General features: G+C 57.7%; 16 protein-coding genes and 2 pseudogenes. 11 read left to right on the forward strand and 7 right to left on the reverse strand.

Translation table 11 applies throughout. The annotated features are described in order from the left end of the window. Positions 1-68 precede the first annotated feature (68 nt). From HUV26_RS01120 to HUV26_RS17045, 5 genes and pseudogenes are all read left to right on the forward strand, one after another. A complete protein-coding gene (locus HUV26_RS01120) occupies positions 69-1,511 on the forward strand; it encodes a DegQ family serine endoprotease (protein WP_174408255.1) in 1,443 nt (480 codons plus the stop codon). A 164-nt stretch (positions 1,512-1,675) separates the two neighbouring features. Continuing rightward, the gene (gene hslU, locus HUV26_RS01125; RefSeq protein WP_174408256.1) at positions 1,676-3,055 is read left to right on the forward strand and encodes an ATP-dependent protease ATPase subunit HslU; all 1,380 of its coding nucleotides are present in this window, start codon (positions 1,676-1,678) and stop codon (positions 3,053-3,055) included. 36 nt (positions 3,056-3,091) lie between these two features. Then, positions 3,092-3,979, forward strand: a complete 888-nt coding sequence (gene argB / locus HUV26_RS01130; protein WP_174408257.1) for an acetylglutamate kinase — start codon at positions 3,092-3,094, stop codon at positions 3,977-3,979. Positions 3,980-4,188: 209 nt separating this feature from the next. Further along, a pseudogene (locus HUV26_RS17040) lies at positions 4,189-4,545 on the forward strand (type IV pili methyl-accepting chemotaxis transducer N-terminal domain-containing protein); the annotation flags it as partial. A 396-nt stretch (positions 4,546-4,941) separates the two neighbouring features. Beyond that, a pseudogene (locus HUV26_RS17045) lies at positions 4,942-5,643 on the forward strand (methyl-accepting chemotaxis protein); the annotation flags it as partial. A 172-nt stretch (positions 5,644-5,815) separates the two neighbouring features. Here the strand turns inward: HUV26_RS17045 and HUV26_RS01140 are convergent. Both HUV26_RS01140 and HUV26_RS01145 read right to left on the reverse strand, forming a co-directional pair. Then, positions 5,816-7,096 (reverse strand): CgeB family protein, encoded by a 1,281-nt coding sequence (locus HUV26_RS01140; RefSeq protein ID WP_174408259.1) that lies wholly within the window; start codon positions 7,094-7,096, stop codon positions 5,816-5,818. A gap of 40 nt (positions 7,097-7,136) precedes the next feature. Further along, complete coding sequence (locus HUV26_RS01145) at positions 7,137-8,405, reverse strand: glycosyltransferase family 9 protein (protein ID WP_174408260.1); 1,269 nt, start codon at positions 8,403-8,405, stop codon at positions 7,137-7,139. 159 nt (positions 8,406-8,564) lie between these two features. On the opposite strand from HUV26_RS01145, the gene HUV26_RS01150 reads away from it, so the two are divergent. From HUV26_RS01150 to HUV26_RS01175, 6 genes are all read left to right on the forward strand, one after another. After that, entirely contained in the window at positions 8,565-9,254 is a 690-nt protein-coding gene (locus tag HUV26_RS01150; protein ID WP_174408261.1) for a precorrin-2 dehydrogenase/sirohydrochlorin ferrochelatase family protein, read from the forward strand. After that, entirely contained in the window at positions 9,241-10,062 is an 822-nt protein-coding gene (locus HUV26_RS01155) for a cytochrome C assembly family protein (RefSeq protein WP_174408262.1), read from the forward strand. The genes HUV26_RS01150 and HUV26_RS01155 overlap by 14 nt, the downstream gene beginning before the upstream one ends. Before the next feature lie 3 nt (positions 10,063-10,065). Next, positions 10,066-11,409, forward strand: coding sequence for a glutamyl-tRNA reductase (hemA, locus tag HUV26_RS01160; RefSeq protein ID WP_174408263.1), 1,344 nt, complete (start codon positions 10,066-10,068; stop codon positions 11,407-11,409). After that, positions 11,406-11,738, forward strand: coding sequence for a hypothetical protein (locus tag HUV26_RS01165; RefSeq protein WP_174408264.1), 333 nt, complete (start codon positions 11,406-11,408; stop codon positions 11,736-11,738). The genes hemA and HUV26_RS01165 overlap by 4 nt, the downstream gene beginning before the upstream one ends. Positions 11,739-11,799: 61 nt before the next feature. Continuing rightward, a complete protein-coding gene (tilS, locus tag HUV26_RS01170) occupies positions 11,800-13,074 on the forward strand; it encodes a tRNA lysidine(34) synthetase TilS (RefSeq protein WP_174408265.1) in 1,275 nt (424 codons plus the stop codon). 84 nt (positions 13,075-13,158) lie between these two features. Next, positions 13,159-13,830 (forward strand): adenylate kinase, encoded by a 672-nt coding sequence (locus tag HUV26_RS01175; protein WP_174408266.1) that lies wholly within the window; start codon positions 13,159-13,161, stop codon positions 13,828-13,830. Between the two features lie 253 nt (positions 13,831-14,083). On the opposite strand, the gene HUV26_RS01180 is transcribed toward HUV26_RS01175, so the two are convergent. The 5 genes from HUV26_RS01180 to glyQ all read right to left on the reverse strand — a co-directional run bounded on the left by HUV26_RS01180 (position 14,084) and on the right by glyQ (position 20,573). Beyond that, positions 14,084-15,532, reverse strand: a complete 1,449-nt coding sequence (locus HUV26_RS01180; protein WP_174408267.1) for a TrkH family potassium uptake protein — start codon at positions 15,530-15,532, stop codon at positions 14,084-14,086. A gap of 8 nt (positions 15,533-15,540) precedes the next feature. Then, positions 15,541-16,938 carry a Trk system potassium transporter TrkA gene (trkA, locus tag HUV26_RS01185; protein ID WP_174408268.1) on the reverse strand — a complete coding sequence of 466 codons (1,398 nt, stop codon included), beginning with the start codon at positions 16,936-16,938 and terminating at the stop codon, positions 15,541-15,543. 211 nt (positions 16,939-17,149) lie between these two features. After that, positions 17,150-17,413, reverse strand: a complete 264-nt coding sequence (rpsT, locus tag HUV26_RS01190) for a 30S ribosomal protein S20 (RefSeq protein ID WP_174408269.1) — start codon at positions 17,411-17,413, stop codon at positions 17,150-17,152. Between the two features lie 155 nt (positions 17,414-17,568). Further along, a complete protein-coding gene (gene glyS, locus HUV26_RS01195; RefSeq protein WP_174408270.1) occupies positions 17,569-19,671 on the reverse strand; it encodes a glycine--tRNA ligase subunit beta in 2,103 nt (700 codons plus the stop codon). A 23-nt stretch (positions 19,672-19,694) separates the two neighbouring features. Continuing rightward, entirely contained in the window at positions 19,695-20,573 is an 879-nt protein-coding gene (glyQ, locus tag HUV26_RS01200) for a glycine--tRNA ligase subunit alpha (RefSeq protein ID WP_174408271.1), read from the reverse strand. Positions 20,574-20,596 lie beyond the last annotated feature (23 nt).

Below are 20,596 nucleotides of genomic sequence, written 5' to 3' on the forward strand. Positions count from 1 at the left end.
CTATTATGGAAGGGTCAGAGTTTCTGCCACAGCACCCCATTCAGCAGAATTCTCAAGGAGAATCTTCAATGAAACGAACCTCAGCACGTATTGTCGCTTTTGCCCCCCTTTTCACGCTGTTCATGGCCGTTTCCGTCATGGCGGCCGAACTGCCGGACTTTACCGCACTGGCAAAAAAGGCGGGCCCTGCCGTTGTGAACATAAGCACGGAAAAAACTGTGGAAATCTCCGGACCGCAAGGCCTGCAAGACCTCTTCCGCAACCATCCGCGCGGCCCTCTCTTTGACGAATTTTTCGAACAGTTCGACCAGTTCTTCAACAGGCGCGGCGGCGAACCCCAGCAGCGCAAAGAACGCTCCCTCGGCTCCGGCTTCATCATCTCGGCAGACGGCTATGTGGTGACCAACTTCCATGTGGTGGAACAGGCCGATGTCGTCCGCGTGAATGTGGAAGGAAAGAGTACCGCCGGTGATTCCTACATCGCCACCGTCATCGGCACCGACCCGGAAACAGACCTCGCCCTGCTCAAGGTGGAACCGAAGCAGAACCTGCCCTACATCAGCTTCGGCGATTCCGATGCGCTGGAAGTGGGTGAATGGGTCATGGCCATCGGCAACCCCTTCGGTCTGGACCACACCGTCACGGCAGGCATTGTCAGTGCCAAAGGCCGCAATATCCGTTCCGGTCCTTTTGATAACTTTATCCAGACCGATGCCTCCATCAACCCCGGCAACTCCGGCGGCCCGCTCATCAACGGCAAAGGCGAGGTGGTCGGCATAAACACCGCCATCATCGCCCGCGGTCAGGGTATCGGCTTCGCCATCCCCAGCTCCATGGCCAAGAACATCATCAATCAGTTGCAGACGGAAAAGAAGGTCAGCCGCGGCTGGATAGGCGTAAACATCACCGACTTTGACGAAAACACCGCCAAGGCTCTGGGCCTTAAGGATACCAAAGGCGCCTTCGTGGCCGGCGTGGTTCCCGGCCAGCCCGCAGACAAAGCCGGCGTGCGTAACGGCGATGTCATCGTCAAGGTGAACGACAGCACCATCTCCTCCTCCAGTGAGCTCATTCACGCCATCGCAGACCTGCCCCCCGGGCAGAATGCACGGCTCACCATCATCCGCGACGGAAAAACCCGCGTCATTTCCATCACCCTCGGGGAACGGAGTGCAGAAATGGCAAAGTCGCCTGAGCAGCAACCCTCCGGCGATGTCACCGTTGCCGTGCTGGGCATCAAACTGCGCCCCGTCACAGCAGATGAAGCCAAGGCCCTTGGGCTGGATGCGGTGGAAGGCATTCTCGTCACCGAGGTGGACCAGAAGCTGCCCGCAGCCGCAGCGGGTATCCGTCCCGGCGATGTGATCGTTCAGGCGAACCTCAAGCCGATACATTCCGTGGAAGAATTCCAGAAAATCCTCAAGGAAGAAGGCGAGCCCCGCGGTGCCATCATGCTGCAGTTCAAGCGCCGGGGTGCGGTTCAGTTCCTCACCATCCCCATAAGCAAATAACGCAGGCCGCCTCCTGCCGCACATGAGCCGAACATACCAATAAGCATTACGCGGGCGCGCTCCGGGCTTACCGGGCCGCGCCCGCATTTTCCATTGGCTTTCGGCCCTCCCGCTGCTACTATCCCCCCGCCCGCAATCCATAGCCACGCCATTCAGGAGAACGCATGAGTGCGCTTACCCCAAGGGAAATCGTATCGGAACTGGATAAGTACATTATCGGCCAGAAGGACGCCAAACGCATGGTGGCCGTTGCCATGCGCAACAGGTGGCGCCGCCAGCAGATAGAACCCGCCCTGCGGGACGAGATAGCCCCCAAAAACATCATCATGATGGGCCCCACCGGCGTGGGCAAGACAGAAATTGCCAGACGCCTCGCCAAGCTTTCCGCCTCGCCCTTTGTGAAGGTCGAAGCCACCAAGTTCACCGAAGTGGGCTATGTGGGCCGCGATGTGGAATCCATGGTCCGCGACCTCATGGAACTGGGCATCTCGCTGGTGCGCGAAGAAGAAACAGAGCGCGTCCGCGTGCAGGCAGAAGCCAATGCGGAAGAAAGCCTGCTCGATCTTCTTCTGCCCGGCTCCCGGCACCAGCCTGCTCCCACATACGAACCTTCCGCCTATTCCTCCCCGTCCTCTCCTTCCGCTCCTTCCGCCGCCACCACGGACAACACCCGTGAAAAGATGCGCCAGCTCTTCCGGCAGGGCAAGCTGGACGACCGCGAAGTGGACATGGAAGTGGAAATGCAGAGCGGCCCGCATATGGAAGTCATGACCATTCCGGGCATGGAAGAGATAGGCTCCCAGTTCAAGGATATCTTCAGCAAGGCGTTTCCCGCCCAGCGCAAGCGTCGCCGCATGCGCGTGGGCGATGCCTTTGCCCTGCTCATAGAGCAGGAAGCCGCCCGCCTCATAGACCACGACAAAGTGGCCGAAATGGCCCGCGAGCGCGTGGAGCAGACTGGCATTATCTTCGTGGACGAGATAGACAAGATAGCCAGCGCCCAGCACGGCGGAAAAACAGCCGACATCTCGCGTGAAGGCGTGCAGCGCGACCTGCTGCCCATTGTGGAAGGCTGCGTGGTAAACACCAAGTACGGCATGGTACGCACCGACCACATCCTCTTCATCGGAGCCGGGGCATTCCACTACTCCAAGCCTTCGGACCTCATCCCGGAACTGCAGGGGCGTTTCCCCCTGCGTACGGAGCTGTCCGCTCTGGGAAAAGACGAATTCCTGCGCATCCTCAAAGAACCGCGCAACGCGCTTACCGTGCAATACAAGGCTCTGCTCGCCACAGAAGGCGTGGGCATAGACTTTACGGAAGACGGTCTGGAAGAAATCGCCTCGTTTGCCGAACTGACCAATCAGGAAACGGAAAACATCGGCGCGCGCCGCCTGTATACCATTCTGGAACGCATTCTGGCGGACATCTCCTTCGAAGCCCCGGACCGCTCCGGCGACACGCTGGTCATAGACCGCACCTTCGTGCAGGCGCAACTGGCCGATGTGCGCGAAGACAGAGACCTGAGCCGCTACATCCTCTAACCCGGCACCAACCCCCGCATTCCCGGAGCAAACCGCATGGACCAGCACGAAAAAGACAAACTCAAATCACGGGTTCTCATAGAATCCCTGCCCTACATGCGCCAGTTTCACGGCGAGACAGTGGTCATAAAATACGGCGGACACGCCATGAAGGATGAGGCGCTCGGACGCGCCTTTGCCCTGAACATCGTGCTGCTCAAATATGTGGGCATAAACCCCGTCATCGTGCATGGCGGCGGCCCGCAGATAGGCCGCATGCTGGAAGCCCTGAACATACAGAGCCACTTCCGCGAAGGCCTGCGCATAACCGATGACGCCACCATGGACGTGGTGGAAATGGTGCTCGTGGGCAAGGTGAACAAAGAAATCGTCAACCTGCTCAATCTGGCGGGCTGCAAGGCCGTGGGGCTTTCCGGCAAAGATGGACGCCTCATCCGCGCCCGCAAGATGGAGATGGTGGTAGAAGGCTTCAAGCGCACTCCGGAGATCATCGACCTCGGCAAGGTCGGCGAGGTGGTGGGGGTAGAAACCTCTCTGCTGCGCTCGCTGGAACGGGATGGATACATCCCGGTCATCGCCCCCGTGGGTGTCGATGATGAAGGTGCCACCTACAACATAAACGCCGACGCCGTAGCCGGTGCCGTGGCCGCCGCCCTTAAGGCAAAGCGCCTCATGCTGCTCACAGACGTTGCGGGCATTCTGGATAAAAACAAAGAACTCATCCCCTCCCTCACCGTGCGGCAGGTGCACGCCCTTTTTGAGCAGGGCGTTCTGCAGGGCGGCATGATCCCCAAGGTCAAATGCTGTCTGGAAGCACTGGAAGAAGGCGTGGAAAAGGCTGTCATCATAGACGGCAGAGTAGAGAACTCAGTCCTTCTGGAACTCTTCACAGACAAGGGCAGCGGCACGCAGATCACTGCCTGAGCCCCACCCTCCGCATGTTTCTCCATACCCCGTCCCGCTCCGGCAGGACGGGGTATTATCGTTTGTAATGTAACATATCATGTTTGCACTACGTGGCGTGGCATACTATAATCAGTCATACCCCCACCCACTATTCTGCGGAGCCGGACATGAGCATAAAATTTCAGATCATCGCGCCTGTATGCCTGCTTTTCTTGATCATTGTCATAATGTTTGCGGGTACCGTTCTGGTTAGCAGCAGCCAGCAGGATGACGGACTGGCTATCAACCTTGCCGGTCGCCAGCGCATGCTCACCCAAAAGATAGCCAAAGATGTGCTCGGCATGCAGCACTCGGAAGACAAACCCACCACAGAACAGCACATCAGAACCGCCATGCACGTTTTCGAGACATCCCTTCGTGCCCTTACAGAAGGCGGCACAGCCCCGCTCACACTCAATCCGCAAGGCCCGCACGGCAGGCTGCCCGTTCCTCCGGCAGATGTGGCCGCACAGTTCAGAACAGGCGCAGATCTGTGGAATGCATACAAATCCCTTCTGGAAGCAGCTCTTTCAGGCGACACGCAGGCAGCGCGCCAGCTCTCCTCTTCCAGCGACAAGGTGCTGGGAACGCTGAACACGGCCGTCTCCCTTCTGCAGGCAAAGGCAGAAGCAAAAATCCGCGTCCTCCTCACCATTCAGGCAAGCTGTCTCATGCTGGCCATACTGGCAACAGGAGGCATTCTCTATATCCTGCTCAGGCGCATTCTCAGCCCCCTCACCCTCAGCATAAACAGCGCCCGTTCGGTGGCGGCAGGCAATCTTGCAGAGGCACAACACATCCTGAACACGAACTCCGCTGCGCCACGCTCCGCAGATGAACAGGGAGAAACAGGCAGGATAGTGTCGCGGCGCGATGAAATAGGCATGCTCACCGATGCGCTGCACACCATGATCGGACAGACGGGGCGCGTCGTCTCCAATGTGCAGCACACCTCAGAAAGCCTGAATGTGAGCATGCGCGAACTCTCCGCCTCCAGCAATACCCTTTCAGACGGAGCCACCCGTCAGGCTGCCGCAGTGGAAGAAATCTCCGCCTCTGTGGAGCAGATGACCGCCAACATACGGCAGAATGCGGAAAACGCCAAAAAAACGGAAACCATCGCCATCCGTACCGCCGCAGATGCGGAACAGGGGGGCGAAGCCGTGAACAAGACAGAAACGGCCATGAAGACCATTTCAGAAAAAATCACCATTGTGGAAGAAATAGCCAGACAAACCAACCTGCTCGCCCTTAATGCCGCCATAGAGGCAGCCCGGGCGGGCGAACACGGCAAGGGTTTTGCCGTTGTCGCATCAGAGGTGCGCAAACTGGCGGAAAGGTCGGGCAACGCGGCGGCAGAGATAGGAACCCTGTCGTCCGAAAGCATGAAAATAGCGCAGGAAGCGGGCCAAAAGCTGCGCGATGTGGTCCCCGGAATCCGCCAGACAGCGGCATTGGTGCAGGAAATTTCCGCCGCGAACAATGAACAGTACGCAGGGGCGGAACAGGTGAACAAAGCCATTCAGCAGCTGGATACCGTTGTCCAGAGCAATGCCGCCGCCTCGGAGCAACTTGCCGCATCCTCTTCGGAGTTGTCGCATCTGGCCCAGCATCTCACGGAAACGGTGGCGTTCTTTATCCTCAGCCGCAACAACAAACCGGAAGAATCACGGTAACGCGCCACGGCATGACCGGGCAGAAGGGAAAAGGCACACCACGCAACCTGCCCAAACCGGGCGCATAAAGACCGGGCGCACAAACATCCTGCTTAGTTAGACCGTGCGGACAAAAACCGTGCGGACTAAGAGGTGCGTACTAAGACCGTGCGTACTGCTTTTTCCATTCATCCAGAAACAGCACCGCCGTTTCCAGGCCGGAAAGCTGGCCCTGCTGCTGCCGGATAGCCCACACCACGTCCGCAAAGGCAGCGTCGGCAGGCAAATTCAGGCGGGCCACCATACCCGCCAGCTCTCCCCGCAAGGATTCGGGAATATCCGGGGCAAATGCAATGTCCGGCCGTTTCGCCTCCGGCCACCCCTTGCGCCGTTCGGCAATAAAGGCAAGCAGCGTCTGCATACGCCGCGCGTAGGTATGGTCGCGCAGCACGCGCTCCCTGCCCCTCTCCGCAACGGCGCGCCGCGCGTCTTCATCACCAAGGTAACGATGAATGGATTCCAGCATCTCCTCCGGCGAGGAAAACATTGCCAGCTCACCGGCAGAAAACAGTTCAGGCATCAGCGAACGCCTGTCCACAAGCTGAAAAGCACCACAGGCAGCCAGTTCAAAGGTGCGCGGGTTTACAAAGTCGCCCCCGCTCACCAGTTCCTCGGCCCGTACGCTTGAATGCAGATTCAGGTTTATTTTCGTGGCGTTATAAATTTTCACGCAATCTTCTGAAGAAATCCTGGCTCCCCCCATCTGCACATGCCTCTCCAGCAGAGGCTCACCGTCCCATTCCGTTCCCCATATCTTGAAGTCCAGATGCACCAGCTGCCGGAAGGCCACCCGCCGGTTGGGGTATCCGGCTCCCAGAAACGCCACATCAGCGCCAAATTTGCGCTGCTCCGCAGCCGAAAGCCGCATGGGCTGATGCAGCGAGGGCAGTGCCGCCATGGGCAGATACAACGCGTTCTCCACGCCAATATCCCGCAACTGGCTGATAAACGGCTCATACTGAATAACGGCAAAAAAGTCGTAATACGGGGCAAAGGCTCTCCAGTAGGTAAAAAGCCGGAAATCCTCCACAAACCACATCGCCGTGGCCACGCCGTCCTTGCGCAGTCGCTTCAGTGCCTGACGGTTCAGCGGAGCCTGCGCCATGCACAGCACCAGGTCAGGCTCAAAGGTTTCCACCTTTGCCAGCACGGCTTGAGAGACCACCTGCAAAAAACTGTTTTCCAGATACTCCAGCCTGTCCGTGGTCACACGCAAATCTCTGAGCGCAGAAAAGGCCGGATAAAAGGAAGGCGCTTCAAACACCTCCACCATGTGCCCCGATTCACGCAATCCCTCCACGCAAAACCGCCCGATGGGCAGCGACCCGCCATACAGGGGCAGAACCACCAAAACGCGAAGGGTACGGCCGGTATCTGTCATACGCTCATTCCTCTGTTTTCTGCATAAGCACAGCCCCGCGCTATCCTCTCGCGGGGAGCATCCAGTCCGCTTCGGTTAACAACGCGGTTGCCGCTTCATTGTCTTCCACCACCGGGTCTTCGACAAGTCCGAACATCTCCGCCACAAGCATCCGCTGGTCAAGCCGCGCAGCAGCGGCGGCATCCTCTCCGAAAACAGGCAGATACGTCACGCCCACGGCGTCCAGCATACTCACCAGCCCGAGCACGCCGGGGGGGTAGCTGGCATCAATCTTTCCTGCCAGAATCCTGTGAAACAGCGGGTCATCAAATGATTTCAGGCACTCCACACCTATCGGGCACGGGCGGGATTCAAGACAGGGCGAACACTGCAGCACCGCCTGCCACACTCTGTGCCCAAGCCCATACGGTCCGGTTTCGTGCGCCCAGGCGGAGGAGAGAAAAAACGCCTGCACGGGGGTGCCGAGATGCGCCGCCAGATGCATGGTGCCGGTATCCGGGGTAAGCAGCACGTCCAGACCGGAAACCATGTCCACAAGCCCGCCATAATCCGTCCGTCCCACGCGGTCTTCGGTGCGGTTGAGCAGCGCACCGGAAAAATGCCGCATCAGTTGCCGGGCAAGGGGCAGTTCCGCCCGCGTGCCCAGCAGGGTCACTCTCGGTCCGCCGTGCGCCTCAAAAACCGCCTGCACGCACCGCGCAAGCATGTCCACGGGCAGCGAGCGGCGGGAATTGCGTCCGGCAAGCACCACACCAAGCCCTCCCCCCTTGCGCATGGCAATGGGGTTTACCGACTCGGGCCGGATGGGGTTGGGAGCGAGCAGCCCCCAAAAGTCCATGAGATTCAGAGGGCTTGTGCGCCTGTTCCGCGTCCAGCGAAACGCCATGCGCATCCAGCGGTCTTTCAGGTGCTGACCGGCGGCATAGCGGTACCCGTGCACGGTTTCTGGGTCGAACATGGCGGAAAGCGCAAAGTTCAGGCCGGAAAAATTCAGGTTGAACACGGCATCAAAACGCTCTGCCCGCAGACGGTCAAAAACCGCACGGTTCTCCGCAAGAATCATCGCCTCTGCCGAATGAACGGGATGCGCCATGTTGCCCGCCGCATCGGTCATGTCTCCCGCAACCGTGCCGTGCGCCCGCATGCCGTGTACCATGGCATCGGGAAAAATCCTCCGCGCAAGTTCCGCAAGCGAGGCATCCACACACAGGTGTACCTCTCCCCCGTCCTGCAGGAGAGAGCAAACCAGCCGTTTGGTCTGCAGCACGTCACCGAACCGCGCCAGCTGTATGATCAAGGATTTCGCCATGCCCCATCCAAAAACAACAGATTTCTATTTCTCCCGCACGATTACCGCATAACAGCGCCCTTCGCAAGCAGGTCTGCCCCCTGCCGGGCACAGAACCGGATTCCCGCCGGAACGTATTTTCATGTTTTACTTTATGAAAGGCGGACTGTATAAGGCGCCATGCGGTATTATCCAACCTTTCTCGATCTGCACGGCAGGCGCTGCCTTGTGGTCGGAGCCGGAGAAGTGGGCAGACGCAAGCTCGCCTCCCTGCTTGCCGCCGACCCTGCAGAAGTGCTCGTTCTTGACCTCTTTCCGCTTTCGGAAACAGCGGACCCGGAACTGAACCTCCTCATGGAGCACCCGGCGACAGTGTATGAACAGCGCCCCTTTACCGCTGCCGATGTGCAGGGATGCGCTCTGGTCTTCGCCTGCACAGGCAACCGGGCGGTGAACAATGCCGTGGCCAAAGCCTGCGCGGAGAATAACGTACTGTGCAATGTCATAGATGCCCCGGAAGAAGGCAACTTCGTAGTGCCCGCGCACTTTGCCAACGGCGACCTGCTTGTCGCACTGGGAACCGGCGGCAGCAGCCCTGCCCTTGCCCGCCGCATCCGCATGGAACTGCAGACCTGCCTCGGCGACAGGTTTACAGGCATACTCACACTTATGGGACGTCTCAGGCCCATGGTCCTTGCGCTCGGCAAAGAGACACGGCACAATAGCACCCTGTTCCGCAACCTTGCGGAATCCGGCCTGACACAGGCCTTGCAGGAAAAGAACCGCGCAGAAGCGGAACGCATACTTACAGAACTGCTACCGGCAGAACTGCACACGAACATAGGAGCATTGCTGCATGAACTTGCATGAGCTGTTCTCCCTGCTCATCATCCTTATGTACGGATTGGGCACCGCTACCGTCATCGCCGGCACCGTATCGCGCAAAGACCGGCTGAAAAAGCTCTCCAACGGCTTCGCTGTGGCGGGCTTCGGCCTGCACACCGCCATTCTGCTCATAGAAATGGTCGGCAGCGATTTCGACCTTTCCAAGGGCTACTACATCCAGTTCCTCTCGTGGAGCCTGCTTGTCATCTATTTCTACATGTGGTGGCGCATGCGTTATTCCTTTCTGGGACTCACCGCATCGCCGCTCGCCATGCTGCTGTTCATAGGCTCCTTCTCCCTTACCGGCGTGCAGGGCACTCTGCCCACCGAATGGACAGGCATGTTCTTCGGGCTGCATATCGGCACACTGTTCCTCAGCTTCGGTCTGCTCGCCATGGCCTTCGGGGCGGGGCTGCTCTTCATGCGCCTTGACCGCAAAATCAAGACCAAAGAGCCGCTGAGCGATTTCGATAAGGACATGCCCGCCCTGTCCACCTTCGACAGGGTGAATCATATAGCGGTCATGGCGGGCTTCCCGCTGTACACCATCGGCATGGCGTCCGGTTTCATCTGGGCACGGCTTGCATGGGGCAGGCTGCTTTCAGCAGACCCCAAGGAGATCGTTTCCATTTTCGTGTGGTTCATGTTCGCGTGGCTCTTTCATCAGCGCCTCGCCCTTGGCAGGCGCGGGCGCAAGGCAGCCCTCGCCGTCATATGGCTCTTCGCCATCAGCGTTTTCTCCCTTGTCGGGATCAACGTTTTCATGCCCACTCACCACAGCTTCATTCAGTAATCCATGAAGAATCGCGATATATATCTCATCGGCCTCAATCACAAAACGGCCAGCGTGGAGGTGCGTGAAAAGTTCGCCCTCACAGACTGTAAGCATCTGGAAGCAGGCGTAATTCCCGTAGGCGGCTGCATCAAGGAAGTCATGGTGCTTTCCACCTGCAACCGGGTGGAGATTCTGGCCGTCGGCGAAGGCGACGGGGTCATCAGCCATATCATCAGCTGCTGGGCGGACGCACGCGGCCAAAAGCTTGATGATCTGGAACCCTACGTATACCGGCACAAGGGGCTGGATGCAGTACAGCACCTGTTTACAGTGGCCTCCAGCCTCGACTCACTGGTGGTGGGCGAACCCCAGATTCTGGGCCAGCTCAAATCCGCCTACCACGAGGCAGTGCAGCACAACGCCACCAAGGTCATCCTGAACCGGCTCCTCCATAAGGCCTTTTCCGTGGCCAAACGGGTGCGCACGGAAACAGGCGTGGCCTCCAGCGCCGTTTCCATCTCCTACGCGGCGGTGGAACTTGCCAAACGCATTTTCGGCGACATGGGCAACTACTCCGCCATGCTCATCGGCGCGGGAGAAATGGCGGAACTTGCCGCCACCCACCTGCTGAACAACGGCATCCGCAAAATCTACGTTGCCAACCGCACCTTTGAACGCGGGCAGCAGCTCGCCTGCCAGTTCAACGGCGAGGCCGTGCCCTTTTCCGACCTGTTCAACCAGCTGGAAAAGGTGGACATCATCATTTCCTCCACCGGCGCGCACGAGGCCATCATCCGCGCCAAGGATATCCGCAACGTCCTCAAAAAACGCAAGAACCGCCCCATGTTTTTCATAGACATAGCCGTTCCGCGCGACATTGACCCGGACGTGAACGGACTGGACAACGTATACCTCTACGACATCGACGACCTGAAGGAAGTCGTGGAAGAAAACCTTGCCCAGCGTCAGGAAGAAGCCCAGAAAGCACGGGAAATTGTAGGTCAGGAAACCAGAACCTTCGGCAGATGGTTACGGTCACTCGAGCTGCAGCCCACCATTGTGGACCTTGTGGCCCGTTCAGAAGCCATTGTGGAAGAAGAACTGGCCAGGTGTATGAAGCGGCTGGACGGTGCCAACGGAGAAACGGAAAAAATCCTGCGCGCCGCGCTTACGGCAGCCGCAAGAAAGTTCAACCACGAGCCCATCAGCTTTCTTAAACGCAGACACGAGGAAGAAGAGGCTGGCGCGCGCTACATAGACATCACACGCAGAATGTTCAATCTGGACAACGATCCCGTGGATGAAAATGCCCACAGAAGCCGCAGGAACCACCACTCCTGTACCGCCGCAGGAGACGATGCATGAAGCTTTACGTGATTGAAGACCTGACCCCGGAAAATATCCGTACCGTGCGCGACCACCTGAACTCCATGGAACTGGGCGGCACCATGCCGGACCTGTTCTGGCTGCCCCTGCCCAAAGCCATGCTCAACCAGACGCAGTCAGAACACGCGGAATGCGCTCCGCACTGCATGGCACTGGAAATTGACGGTCACATGCTGCGCTTGGAACTGCTGGTGCGGGCACGCAACCGCCTGCGCTGTGATTGTGTCTGCTACGCCTCTCCGGAACTACGGGAACACATGATACAGTATCTGGATGACATGCTCGCGCAGTTGGGCATTTACGTCTGATACGGTATCATGCCGCATCCGGGACGCCGGAAAACCGGCATGCAAGGCAGCAGCAAACATCATGAGCCAAGAAATCCCCATCCGGAACCTGCCTCGCTCCCTTCAGGAGCTTCCGCCTCATCTGGCACGCCTCTGCCTGCAAGCGGAAAAGTTCATGCGGGGAGACATCGCCCCCGCCATCCTCTCTTCCTGCGGACCGGGACAAAGGCACCCTTCTCTCTCCCCCTGCAATTCCGGTCAGACCGCCCCAGCAGCATTTGAAAACCGGGGCATTTTGGTCGCCTGTTCCGGCGGCTGCGACTCCACAGCCCTGCTGCTCATTCTGCACTGCCTCGCTCCCCGGCTGGGCTGCCGGCTTGCCGTGGCCCATCTGGACCACCAGCTGCGGCCGGAATCGGCGCAAGAAGCGGAATACGTCCGTGCAATCTGCGCAGCTCTGGAGCTACCGTTTTTCCACGCGGCTCAGAATATAGCGGTCCTGTCCGCAGAGCGAGGCACCGGCATTGAAGAAACAGCGCGCCACGCGCGGTACGCCTTTCTGGAATCTGCCCGCCGTGAAAGCGGTTGCGATTATCTTGCCACAGCGCACCACCTGAACGATCTCGCAGAGGACATTCTCATGCGCCTGCTGCGCGGCACAGGATGGCCCGCCCTCGGCGGCATGGATGCCTTCTGCTCCGCCCGCAGGCTAATCCGGCCCCTGCTTGTGACAAAAAGGAACAAGCTGGAAAATTTTCTTTCCGCGCTGTCCATCCCGTGGTGCGAAGATGCTTCCAATACAGACCCGGCCTACCTGCGCAACCGCATCCGTTCAACCCTTCTTCCCCTCTTTCTTCAGGAGAATCCGGCCTTTCTGCACGCTATGGAAGGCCTCTGGCGGCTAGCCCGCACAGACAGCGACCACTGGTCCGTTCAGGTCGATAACATCCTGTTTTCACAGGCTGTCATGAAAAACCATAGACTTTGTCTAACAGATGTGTCGGCAAAAAGCACCCATCCCGCGTCCTCTCCCGTTGTCCTTACAGAGAAGAAAGAAAACATGCCTTGCGCCAACGTGTCACCGCCCCATCCGGACACGCTGCCACAGTGCCCATCCGGCAACGCCCCCTCACCTATTGTGCTTTCAAAATCCGACCTGGAGTGCGCATCAAAAGCCCTTAGATTACGGCTGTATAAACGTTGCGTAGAACGTCTCGGACCGGGCCAGCCCCTGCTGGAAAACCTGCTCCGGCTCGATACCGTATGGCAACGGAACCAAGGCGGCAGCACGGTGCAATTCCCCGGCGGCAAAACGGCAACGATAACAAGTGGAAACATTCTTTTTTCCCGTTCATGAGACAGGATTTCCCAAAGCATTCCGTTGACAGTCAGTCTCCGTTCACGCTAAGAGCATGTGAAATATTTGACAAGGAGGAATGAGGTGAACATTCTCACTTTCGGACCCAACGGCAGCGGCAAGGGCACTCAGGGTGCTCTGGTGAAGAAGAAATATAACCTTGACCACATCGAATCCGGCGCCATCTTCCGTCAGCACATCGGCGGCGGCACCGAACTCGGCAAAAAGGCCAAGGAATACATCGACCGTGGCGATCTGGTACCGGACGACATCACCATTCCCATGGTTCTGGAAACCCTTAAGGGTGCCGGTCCCAACGGCTGGCTGCTTGACGGCTTCCCCCGCAACATGGTGCAGGCCGAAAAGCTGTACGATGCCCTCAAGGCCGCCAACATCAAGCTGGATTACGTCATCGAAATCCTGCTTCCCCGCGAAGTGGCGAAGAACCGCATCATGGGCCGCCGCCTCTGCAAGAACGACAACAACCATCCCAACAACATCTTCATCGACGCCATCAAGCCCAACGGCGATGTCTGCCGCGTCTGTGGCGGCGCACTTTCCGCCCGTGCAGACGATCAGGACGAAGCTGCCATCGGCAAGCGTCACGACATCTACTACAACACCGTGGACGGCACCCTTGCTGCCGCCTACTTCTACAAGGATCTGGCCGCCAAGGGTCAGACCAAGTACATCGAACTGAACGGCGAAGGCTCCATTGACTCCATCAAGGAAACCCTCCTGTCCCAGCTCGACTAAGAATTGTCCGATGGATGACACGCGACTCCGGGCATAAGAGGCTCCTCTGCTGAGGCTGCGCGATTATTTTGCCGCACCGGCAACAGCCCCTGACCGGCTCCCGTAGCATCATGCCGGAACGTTCCGGGTTCACTCGTTCCCGATTACCATGCGAACAAAGCCCCCCGCACATGCGGGGGGCTTCGTCATTTTTCGTCCGTGCCTCGTCCAGTTTGCGTCCACTCATAACCCGACGCAACGAAAGAAAGGCTGGTTACTTCCGCCAGAACTCAGGAACAAAAAGAATAAAAATAGTAAATATTTCCAAGCGCCCAAGCAGCATACACAGCATAAGAATCCATTTAGCCATGCCCGGCAGATGCGCAAAATTCTCCGCAGGCCCCACAGCCCCAAAACCGGGCCCCACATTGCCGATACAGGCAATTACCGCAGAAAAAGCCGTAAGCAGGTCCAGCCCGCATGCCGCAAGCAGCATGCCGGAGACTATATACAGCGCTATGAAAAGAATGAAAAAACCCCAAACACCGGCTATAACTTCCTCAGAAACGCTTTTCCCTCCCATCTTGATGCGCTTCACGGCATGCGGATGCACCAGCCGAAATAGTTCATGATATCCCTGCTTCAGCAAAAGCATCACCCGCATGCACTTTATGCCGCCACTTGTAGAACCGGCACATCCCCCCAAAAACATAAGGAAAAGCAGAAGCGCCTGAGAAAAAGGCAACCACAGTTCGTAGTCCGCAGTGGCAAACCCCGTTGTCGTGCAGATAGATACCACCTGAAATGCCGCAAACCGCAACGCCTGCAACAAGGAGTCGTACTGCGTGCCGTAAATACAGACGGTAACCAGCAGGGTAAACAAAACAACAGTGCCGGTATAGAAACGGAACTCCGGATTTTTCCAGAAACAACGTATGTCCCCGCGTAACGCCCGGTAATGCAGTGTAAAATTGGCCCCTGCGATGAACATGAACAGTGTGATGACCCAGTGAATGTACGCACTGTCGTAATGACCAACTGAAGCATTCTTTGTGGAATATCCGCCCGTGGCCATAGTGCCGAAGGTATGGCAGACTGCATCGAACAATGTCATGCCTCCCAACAGCAATAACGCACACTGCACCGCAGAAAAGAACACATAGACCTTCCACAGGACTATGGCAGTATCCTTAATACGGGGCTTGAGCTTATCCGGTTCCGGTCCGGGAACTTCTGCCTTGTACATCTGCATACCGCCCACGCCCAGAAACGGCAGTATTGCCAGTGAAAGCACAATAATGCCCATCCCCCCCAGCCAATGCGTAAGGCTGCGCCACATGAGTATACTGGGCGGCAGTGCTTCTATGTTCGCAAGGACGCTGGAGCCTGTCGTGGTAAAGCCAGAGAAGGATTCAAAAAAAGCATCCGTTGCCGTGGGGATCATCCCCGTGAACAGAAAAGGCAATGCACCGGCGCATCCGGCTGCAATCCACGCCAGAGCCACTATGGCCATACCCTCACGGTGGTTCATGACCAGCTTATCCCTGCGGCGGGTCAGCCCGTAAAGCAACGCCCCGGAACCGCAGGAAACAACCAGCGCCCCAACCAAAGGCCACAATCCCGCATCCTGGTAATACAGTGCCCATCCAATGGGGAAGAGCATGGTAAGCCCAACTGAGGCGAGCAGCGCTCCTATCACATGAAAACAGTACGTAAGACGCATGCACCCGCCTAAAGCTGACTCAGCTTCACCGTTAAAGCCTGTTCCACGCGGGAAACCTCCTCACGAGTGGTCAGGATGATGATGCGGTCTTCCGGGTTGATTATGCTGTCACCGCTGGGAATGACGACTTCCTTCCCACGTACAATGGCCAACAGCAGGGTGCCGCGCGGAAATCCCAGTTCGCGCACGGGCTTGCCCACCACATCAGAATCTGCAAGGGCCACGGCCTCCAGCGCTTCTGCGCCTTCGCCCCGTATGGAAACGGACGAAAGCACCTTGCCGCGGCGAATGTGGTGCAGAATGGAGTTCACTGCCGCCAGGCGTGGCGAAACGGAGTTATCAATGCCTATGGCACTCACAAGGGGCTGATAGGCGGCCTTGTTCACCCGGGTGACGGTTTTCTTCGCTCCTAGATTCTTGGCGAGCAGTGAAGAGAGGATATTGATTTCTTCATCAGAGGTGAGAGAAATCACCACATCCATGGCGTCCACGTTTTCTTCCCGCAGAAAGTCCTGATCAGTACCATCGCCGTGAAGAACCAGTGTGGTATTCAGCTTTTCCGCGAGCACCATGCAACGCGCCTTGTCTTTGTCCACAAGCTTCACATGCAGCCCCTTGCGCTCAAAGAGCATGGCCAGCCGCAGACCTATATTACCACCCCCGATGATGAGCGCAGACTTTACCGGAGCGGTATCGTGGCCGGATATCCGTCGCACGGTTTCCAAGCTTGTGTCTTTGCAGGCAAAATACACTATGTCGCCTGCAAGAATCTCATCACTCCCACCAGGGATAATTAGCTCATCCTTACGCACGATAGCGGCTATGATGACATTCACATCATCCACAACTTCACGGAACTGCATGAGCCGCCTTCCGATGAGCGGCCCCTGTTCCAGCCGCACCCCAACCAGCTTCACCTGCCCGTCCGCAAACTCGCTGAAATCAACAGCCCCCGGCATGGCCAGCATGCGGTCTATAGCCTTGATGACTTCTTTTTCGGGATTGATGATGGTGGAAATACTCAGAGGTTCGTTGGTCAGCGCATCTTGGAACAGATGGTATTCTTCGTTGCGTATGCGCGCGATTTTTCGGGAATCCGGGGCAATGGCGTTGGCAAAGAGACAGGATATGATGTTAATCTCATCACTGTCCGTCACGGCCAAGAAAATATGGGCGTCCATAACGCCTGCATCACTGAGCACCACAGGGCTGCATCCGGACCCTTGCACGGTCTGCACATCCAGCACTTCAGATACCCGGCGCAAAGCCTCCGCGCTCTGGTCCACCACAACGACCTGCTTGCTTTCCTGTGCAAGACGGCGGGCAATATGAAACCCCACCTCACCTGCCCCGACAATGACCACCTTGAGCTGTTCCACCCGTGGCGTTCGGCTGAAAAGACGCATGCTGTTTACTCCAGATAAGATGGCACAAACCGTCTTTCCGCCCGGTAACGGCTCCTGGCGGCGCGCCGGTACAAAGCGGTCTCTTCGGACCACACGTTCTTGCGCCTACTAGCAGATAGCGCATGTCCGCGCAAGGCGGCAACACGGAAGGACAACGCAAAAAAGCCCGCCATGGCGGGCCTTCATGCAATAATCAGGGAGCGAAAAGGCGTTACGCGATTTCTGCGACAGCCTTGCTCAGACGGGAAATGCTGCGTGCAGCCATTCTCCAGTGAATAACGCCCTTGCCGGCAGCCTTGTCCAGTACGGAGTTGGCAGTGCCAAGCAGAACCTGTGCCTGATCCTTGTCCTTCTGCAGGATTGCGGTGCGAACAGCCTTCACAGTGTTACGGACACGGGTCTTCATAGCACGGTTGCGGGTAGCGCGCTTCAGGCTCTGGCGATGCCTCTTGATGGCAGACTTGTGGTTAGCCACGGTAGATCCTCCAAAAAACTTGTATGTAAGAGTCTTCTTGACGACAATACTGGAACACGGGAAGGCAGTTCATTACGCGCCAACCACCGACATGTCAAGCTATTGTCTACAATTTATCATGGCGAAGAAGAATCAACCCCTCCCCGCCTGTTCCATTACAATTGCAAAGCGGCAAAATCCGCAAGCCGACCCAGCTTGCGCACCAGCGACATAAGCAGATTAAGCCGATTCTGACGTACAGCAAGGTCATCGCACATGACCATAACCTTGTCAAAGAACGCGTCCACATCCGGCCGCAATTCTTCCAGCAGGCCAAACAGGGCATCAAAATCCCCAGCCGCCCACAGGGCCTCAAACCGGGGAGCCATAGCGGCAAGCGAGGCTCCGAAGGCCTTTTCCGCATCATCCTCAAACAGCGCAGCGTCCGGTATTCCGTCCAGCATCGCGCCGGCCTCTTCGCCCTGCTTACGGATGATGTTGGCTGCACGCTTGAAAGTGAGCACCGCCTGCGCAAACCCCTGCGTACGGCTGAACGCAGCAAGAGCCTTCAGACGTGCGCGGGCATCGCACACATCATCAGCCCCGGCGTTAAGCACGGCCTCCACCAGCAGCGTTTCATATCCCTGAGAGACAAAGTAATTCTTCAGGCGCAGGGTGAAAAACTCCACCATCTTGGCATGCGCTTCCGGCAGAGGCAATTTCCATTGTATGGCATCGCCGTAACCGGCCTGAGCCATCCGGAATATTGCCGAAACGGGAAGATGCATATCCCTGTCCAGCAGAATACGCGTAATGGCAAGACAACAACGGCGCAGGCCATACGGGTCTGCGGCCCCTGTGGGAATCGTGTTCAGACCGAAACACCCTGCAAGCGTATCGGCCTTGTCCGCGATGGAAAGCAGCGCCCCGCACAATGACGAAGGGACGGGGGAATCCGGCCCGGCAGGCAGATACTGTTCGGAAATAGCCTGAGCCACGGCCTCGCTCTCATTCATCCTGCGGGCATATATGCCGCCCATTATCCCTTGCAGGCTGTCGAATTCATAGACCATCTCCGAAACGAGGTCCGCCTTGGAAAGGCGCCCTGCGCGTTCCGCATCTGCCTTGATGTCCGATGCGCCCTGCGCGGCAGCCACGGCAAGTTCCCCGCACAGCACAGACAGGCGCCGGGTTTTGTTGCCCATGGAGCCCAGCGGCGCAAGGAAAATAACGGAATCCAACTTCTCAAGCCACGCATCAAAACTGCTTTTAAGGTCGTTGCGCCAGAAGAAACGGGCATCTTCCAGTCGCGCCCTCAGCACCCGCTCCCACCCTTTGCGCACCACGGCCTCATCCTTGGGCGTAATGTTCAGCACCGTCAGGAAGTACGGCAGCAGGTTGCCTTCGGAATCGGCCAGACCGAAACTCTTCTGGTGGCTCTGCATACTGGTGAGCAGCGCTTCCTTGGGAAGCTCCAGAAAGGACGGATCAAACCCGCCAAGACAGGCCACGGGATGTTCAGACAACCCCTGCACTTCGTCCAGAAGCGCCTCTTTCCACAGCACATTGCCCCCTACCGAGGCGGCAAGACGGTTACCCTCTTCAATAATGACGGCACGTCTTCTGGCACCGGAAAGGACTACGCCGCACATATCCTGCAACACTCCCTCCAGCTGTTCCGCACCTGCCACGGCAAAGGGGCCGGGACCGTGTACGCGGTGACCACGAGTGGTGTTGCCGGTGGCAAGGTCAGCCACAGCAAAGGGAACAACCTGATCATCCAGCATGGCGAATACCCAGCGAAGGGGGCGGGCATATGTATACTCCAGACTCGCCCATTTCATCTTCTTGGGAAACGGCAACGCCGCGATAATAACCGGACATCCCAGAGCCAGCAGGTCCGCTGTGGCGGCACCGCCCACGCGCTTGCGCACGGCAATGTACTCGCCCTTGTCCGTCTGCAGAGTAAAGGCATCCGCAAGGTCCACTCCCTGCGTTCTGGCAAATCCTTCCGCAGCCTTGGTGGGCTTGCCCTCTGCGTCAAAGGCTATGCGCACAGGCGGACCGGAAACCACCTCCTCCGCCTCACTTTGCCGCAGGGCAATGCCACGCACCGTGGCAACGGCCCTTCTGGGCGTGGTTTCCACGGAAACAGATTCAAACTCCACATGCGATTCGGCAAGAAACGCCGCAAGGCGATCTCCCAGTTCCTTTTCAAGGCCCGGTAAAAAACGGGCGGGCAACTCTTCCGAGCCTATCTCCAATACGAATACGGACATGGTATGCTCTTCCTGTGGCCTTGCTAGTTGTCGTTTTTCGGCAGCATGGGATAACCAAGATCCTCACGCTGCTTCGCATAGAGACGGGCCACTGCCGAAGCCAGAGCCCGCACGCGGCCGATGTAGCCGGTACGTTCGGTAATGGATATGGCCCCACGGGCATCCAGCAAGTTGAACGTATGCGAACACTTCAGGCAGTAATCGTACGCAGGCCAAGCAACACCGGCCTCACACAGGCGTTTGCACTCCGCCTCATACATGCCGAACAGGTTAAGCAGCATGCCCGCATCGCTCAACTCAAAGTTGTACCGGGACATCTCCACCTCGTTCTGGTGGTAGACGTTTCCGTAGGTGACGTTCGCATTGTAGGAAAGATCGTATACGGATTCCTTGCCCTGCAGATACATGCACAGGCGCTCCAGACCGTAGGTGATCTCCACGCTGGTGGGAGACAGATCAATACCGCCCACCTGCTGGAAATAGGTGAACTGCGTCACCTCCATGCCGTTCAGCCAAACCTCCCAGCCAAGCCCCCATGCACCCAGTGTGGGCGATTCCCAGTCGTCTTCCACAAAGCGGATATCGTGCACAGCAGAGTCAATGCCGAGTTCCTTCAGGCTTTGCAGATACAACTCCTGTATGTTGTCCGGCGAAGGCTTGAGGATGACTTGAAACTGAAAGTAGTGCTGCAGCCGATTGGGGTTTTCGCCGTACCGTCCGTCTGTGGGACGACGCGAAGGCTCAACGTAGGCCACGTTCCACGGCTCCGGCCCTATAACCCGCAAAAATGTTGCAGGGTTAAAGGTTCCCGCGCCGCACTCCACATCGAAAGGCTGCGCAAGAACACACCCCTGCCGGGACCAAAATGTCTGCAAAGTTAGAATAACATCTTGAAAATGCATGGCAATCCTCTAAGCTCAATATG

Origin of the sequence: Desulfovibrio psychrotolerans (genome assembly GCF_013340305.1) — a bacterium.
Lineage (GTDB): Bacteria > Desulfobacterota > Desulfovibrionia > Desulfovibrionales > Desulfovibrionaceae > Halodesulfovibrio > Halodesulfovibrio psychrotolerans.

What these genes read in the sequence shown, in the direction of transcription:
- tilS (WP_174408265.1), top strand. Translation starts at nt 11,800, where the DNA reads ATGAGCCAAGAAATCCCCATCCGGAACCTGCCTCGCTCCCTTCAGGAG.
- hslU (WP_174408256.1), top strand. Translation starts at nt 1,676, where the DNA reads ATGAGTGCGCTTACCCCAAGGGAAATCGTATCGGAACTGGATAAGTAC.
- HUV26_RS01155 (WP_174408262.1), top strand. Translation starts at nt 9,241, where the DNA reads ATGAACTTGCATGAGCTGTTCTCCCTGCTCATCATCCTTATGTACGGA.
- glyS (WP_174408270.1), bottom strand. Translation starts at nt 19,671, where the DNA reads ATGTCCGTATTCGTATTGGAGATAGGCTCGGAAGAGTTGCCCGCCCGT.
- HUV26_RS01150 (WP_174408261.1), top strand. Translation starts at nt 8,565, where the DNA reads ATGCGGTATTATCCAACCTTTCTCGATCTGCACGGCAGGCGCTGCCTT.
- HUV26_RS01180 (WP_174408267.1), bottom strand. Translation starts at nt 15,532, where the DNA reads ATGCGTCTTACGTACTGTTTTCATGTGATAGGAGCGCTGCTCGCCTCA.
- glyQ (WP_174408271.1), bottom strand. Translation starts at nt 20,573, where the DNA reads ATGCATTTTCAAGATGTTATTCTAACTTTGCAGACATTTTGGTCCCGG.
- trkA (WP_174408268.1), bottom strand. Translation starts at nt 16,938, where the DNA reads ATGCGTCTTTTCAGCCGAACGCCACGGGTGGAACAGCTCAAGGTGGTC.
- hemA (WP_174408263.1), top strand. Translation starts at nt 10,066, where the DNA reads ATGAAGAATCGCGATATATATCTCATCGGCCTCAATCACAAAACGGCC.
- HUV26_RS01120 (WP_174408255.1), top strand. Translation starts at nt 69, where the DNA reads ATGAAACGAACCTCAGCACGTATTGTCGCTTTTGCCCCCCTTTTCACG.
- HUV26_RS01140 (WP_174408259.1), bottom strand. Translation starts at nt 7,096, where the DNA reads ATGACAGATACCGGCCGTACCCTTCGCGTTTTGGTGGTTCTGCCCCTG.
- argB (WP_174408257.1), top strand. Translation starts at nt 3,092, where the DNA reads ATGGACCAGCACGAAAAAGACAAACTCAAATCACGGGTTCTCATAGAA.
- HUV26_RS01145 (WP_174408260.1), bottom strand. Translation starts at nt 8,405, where the DNA reads ATGGCGAAATCCTTGATCATACAGCTGGCGCGGTTCGGTGACGTGCTG.
- HUV26_RS01165 (WP_174408264.1), top strand. Translation starts at nt 11,406, where the DNA reads ATGAAGCTTTACGTGATTGAAGACCTGACCCCGGAAAATATCCGTACC.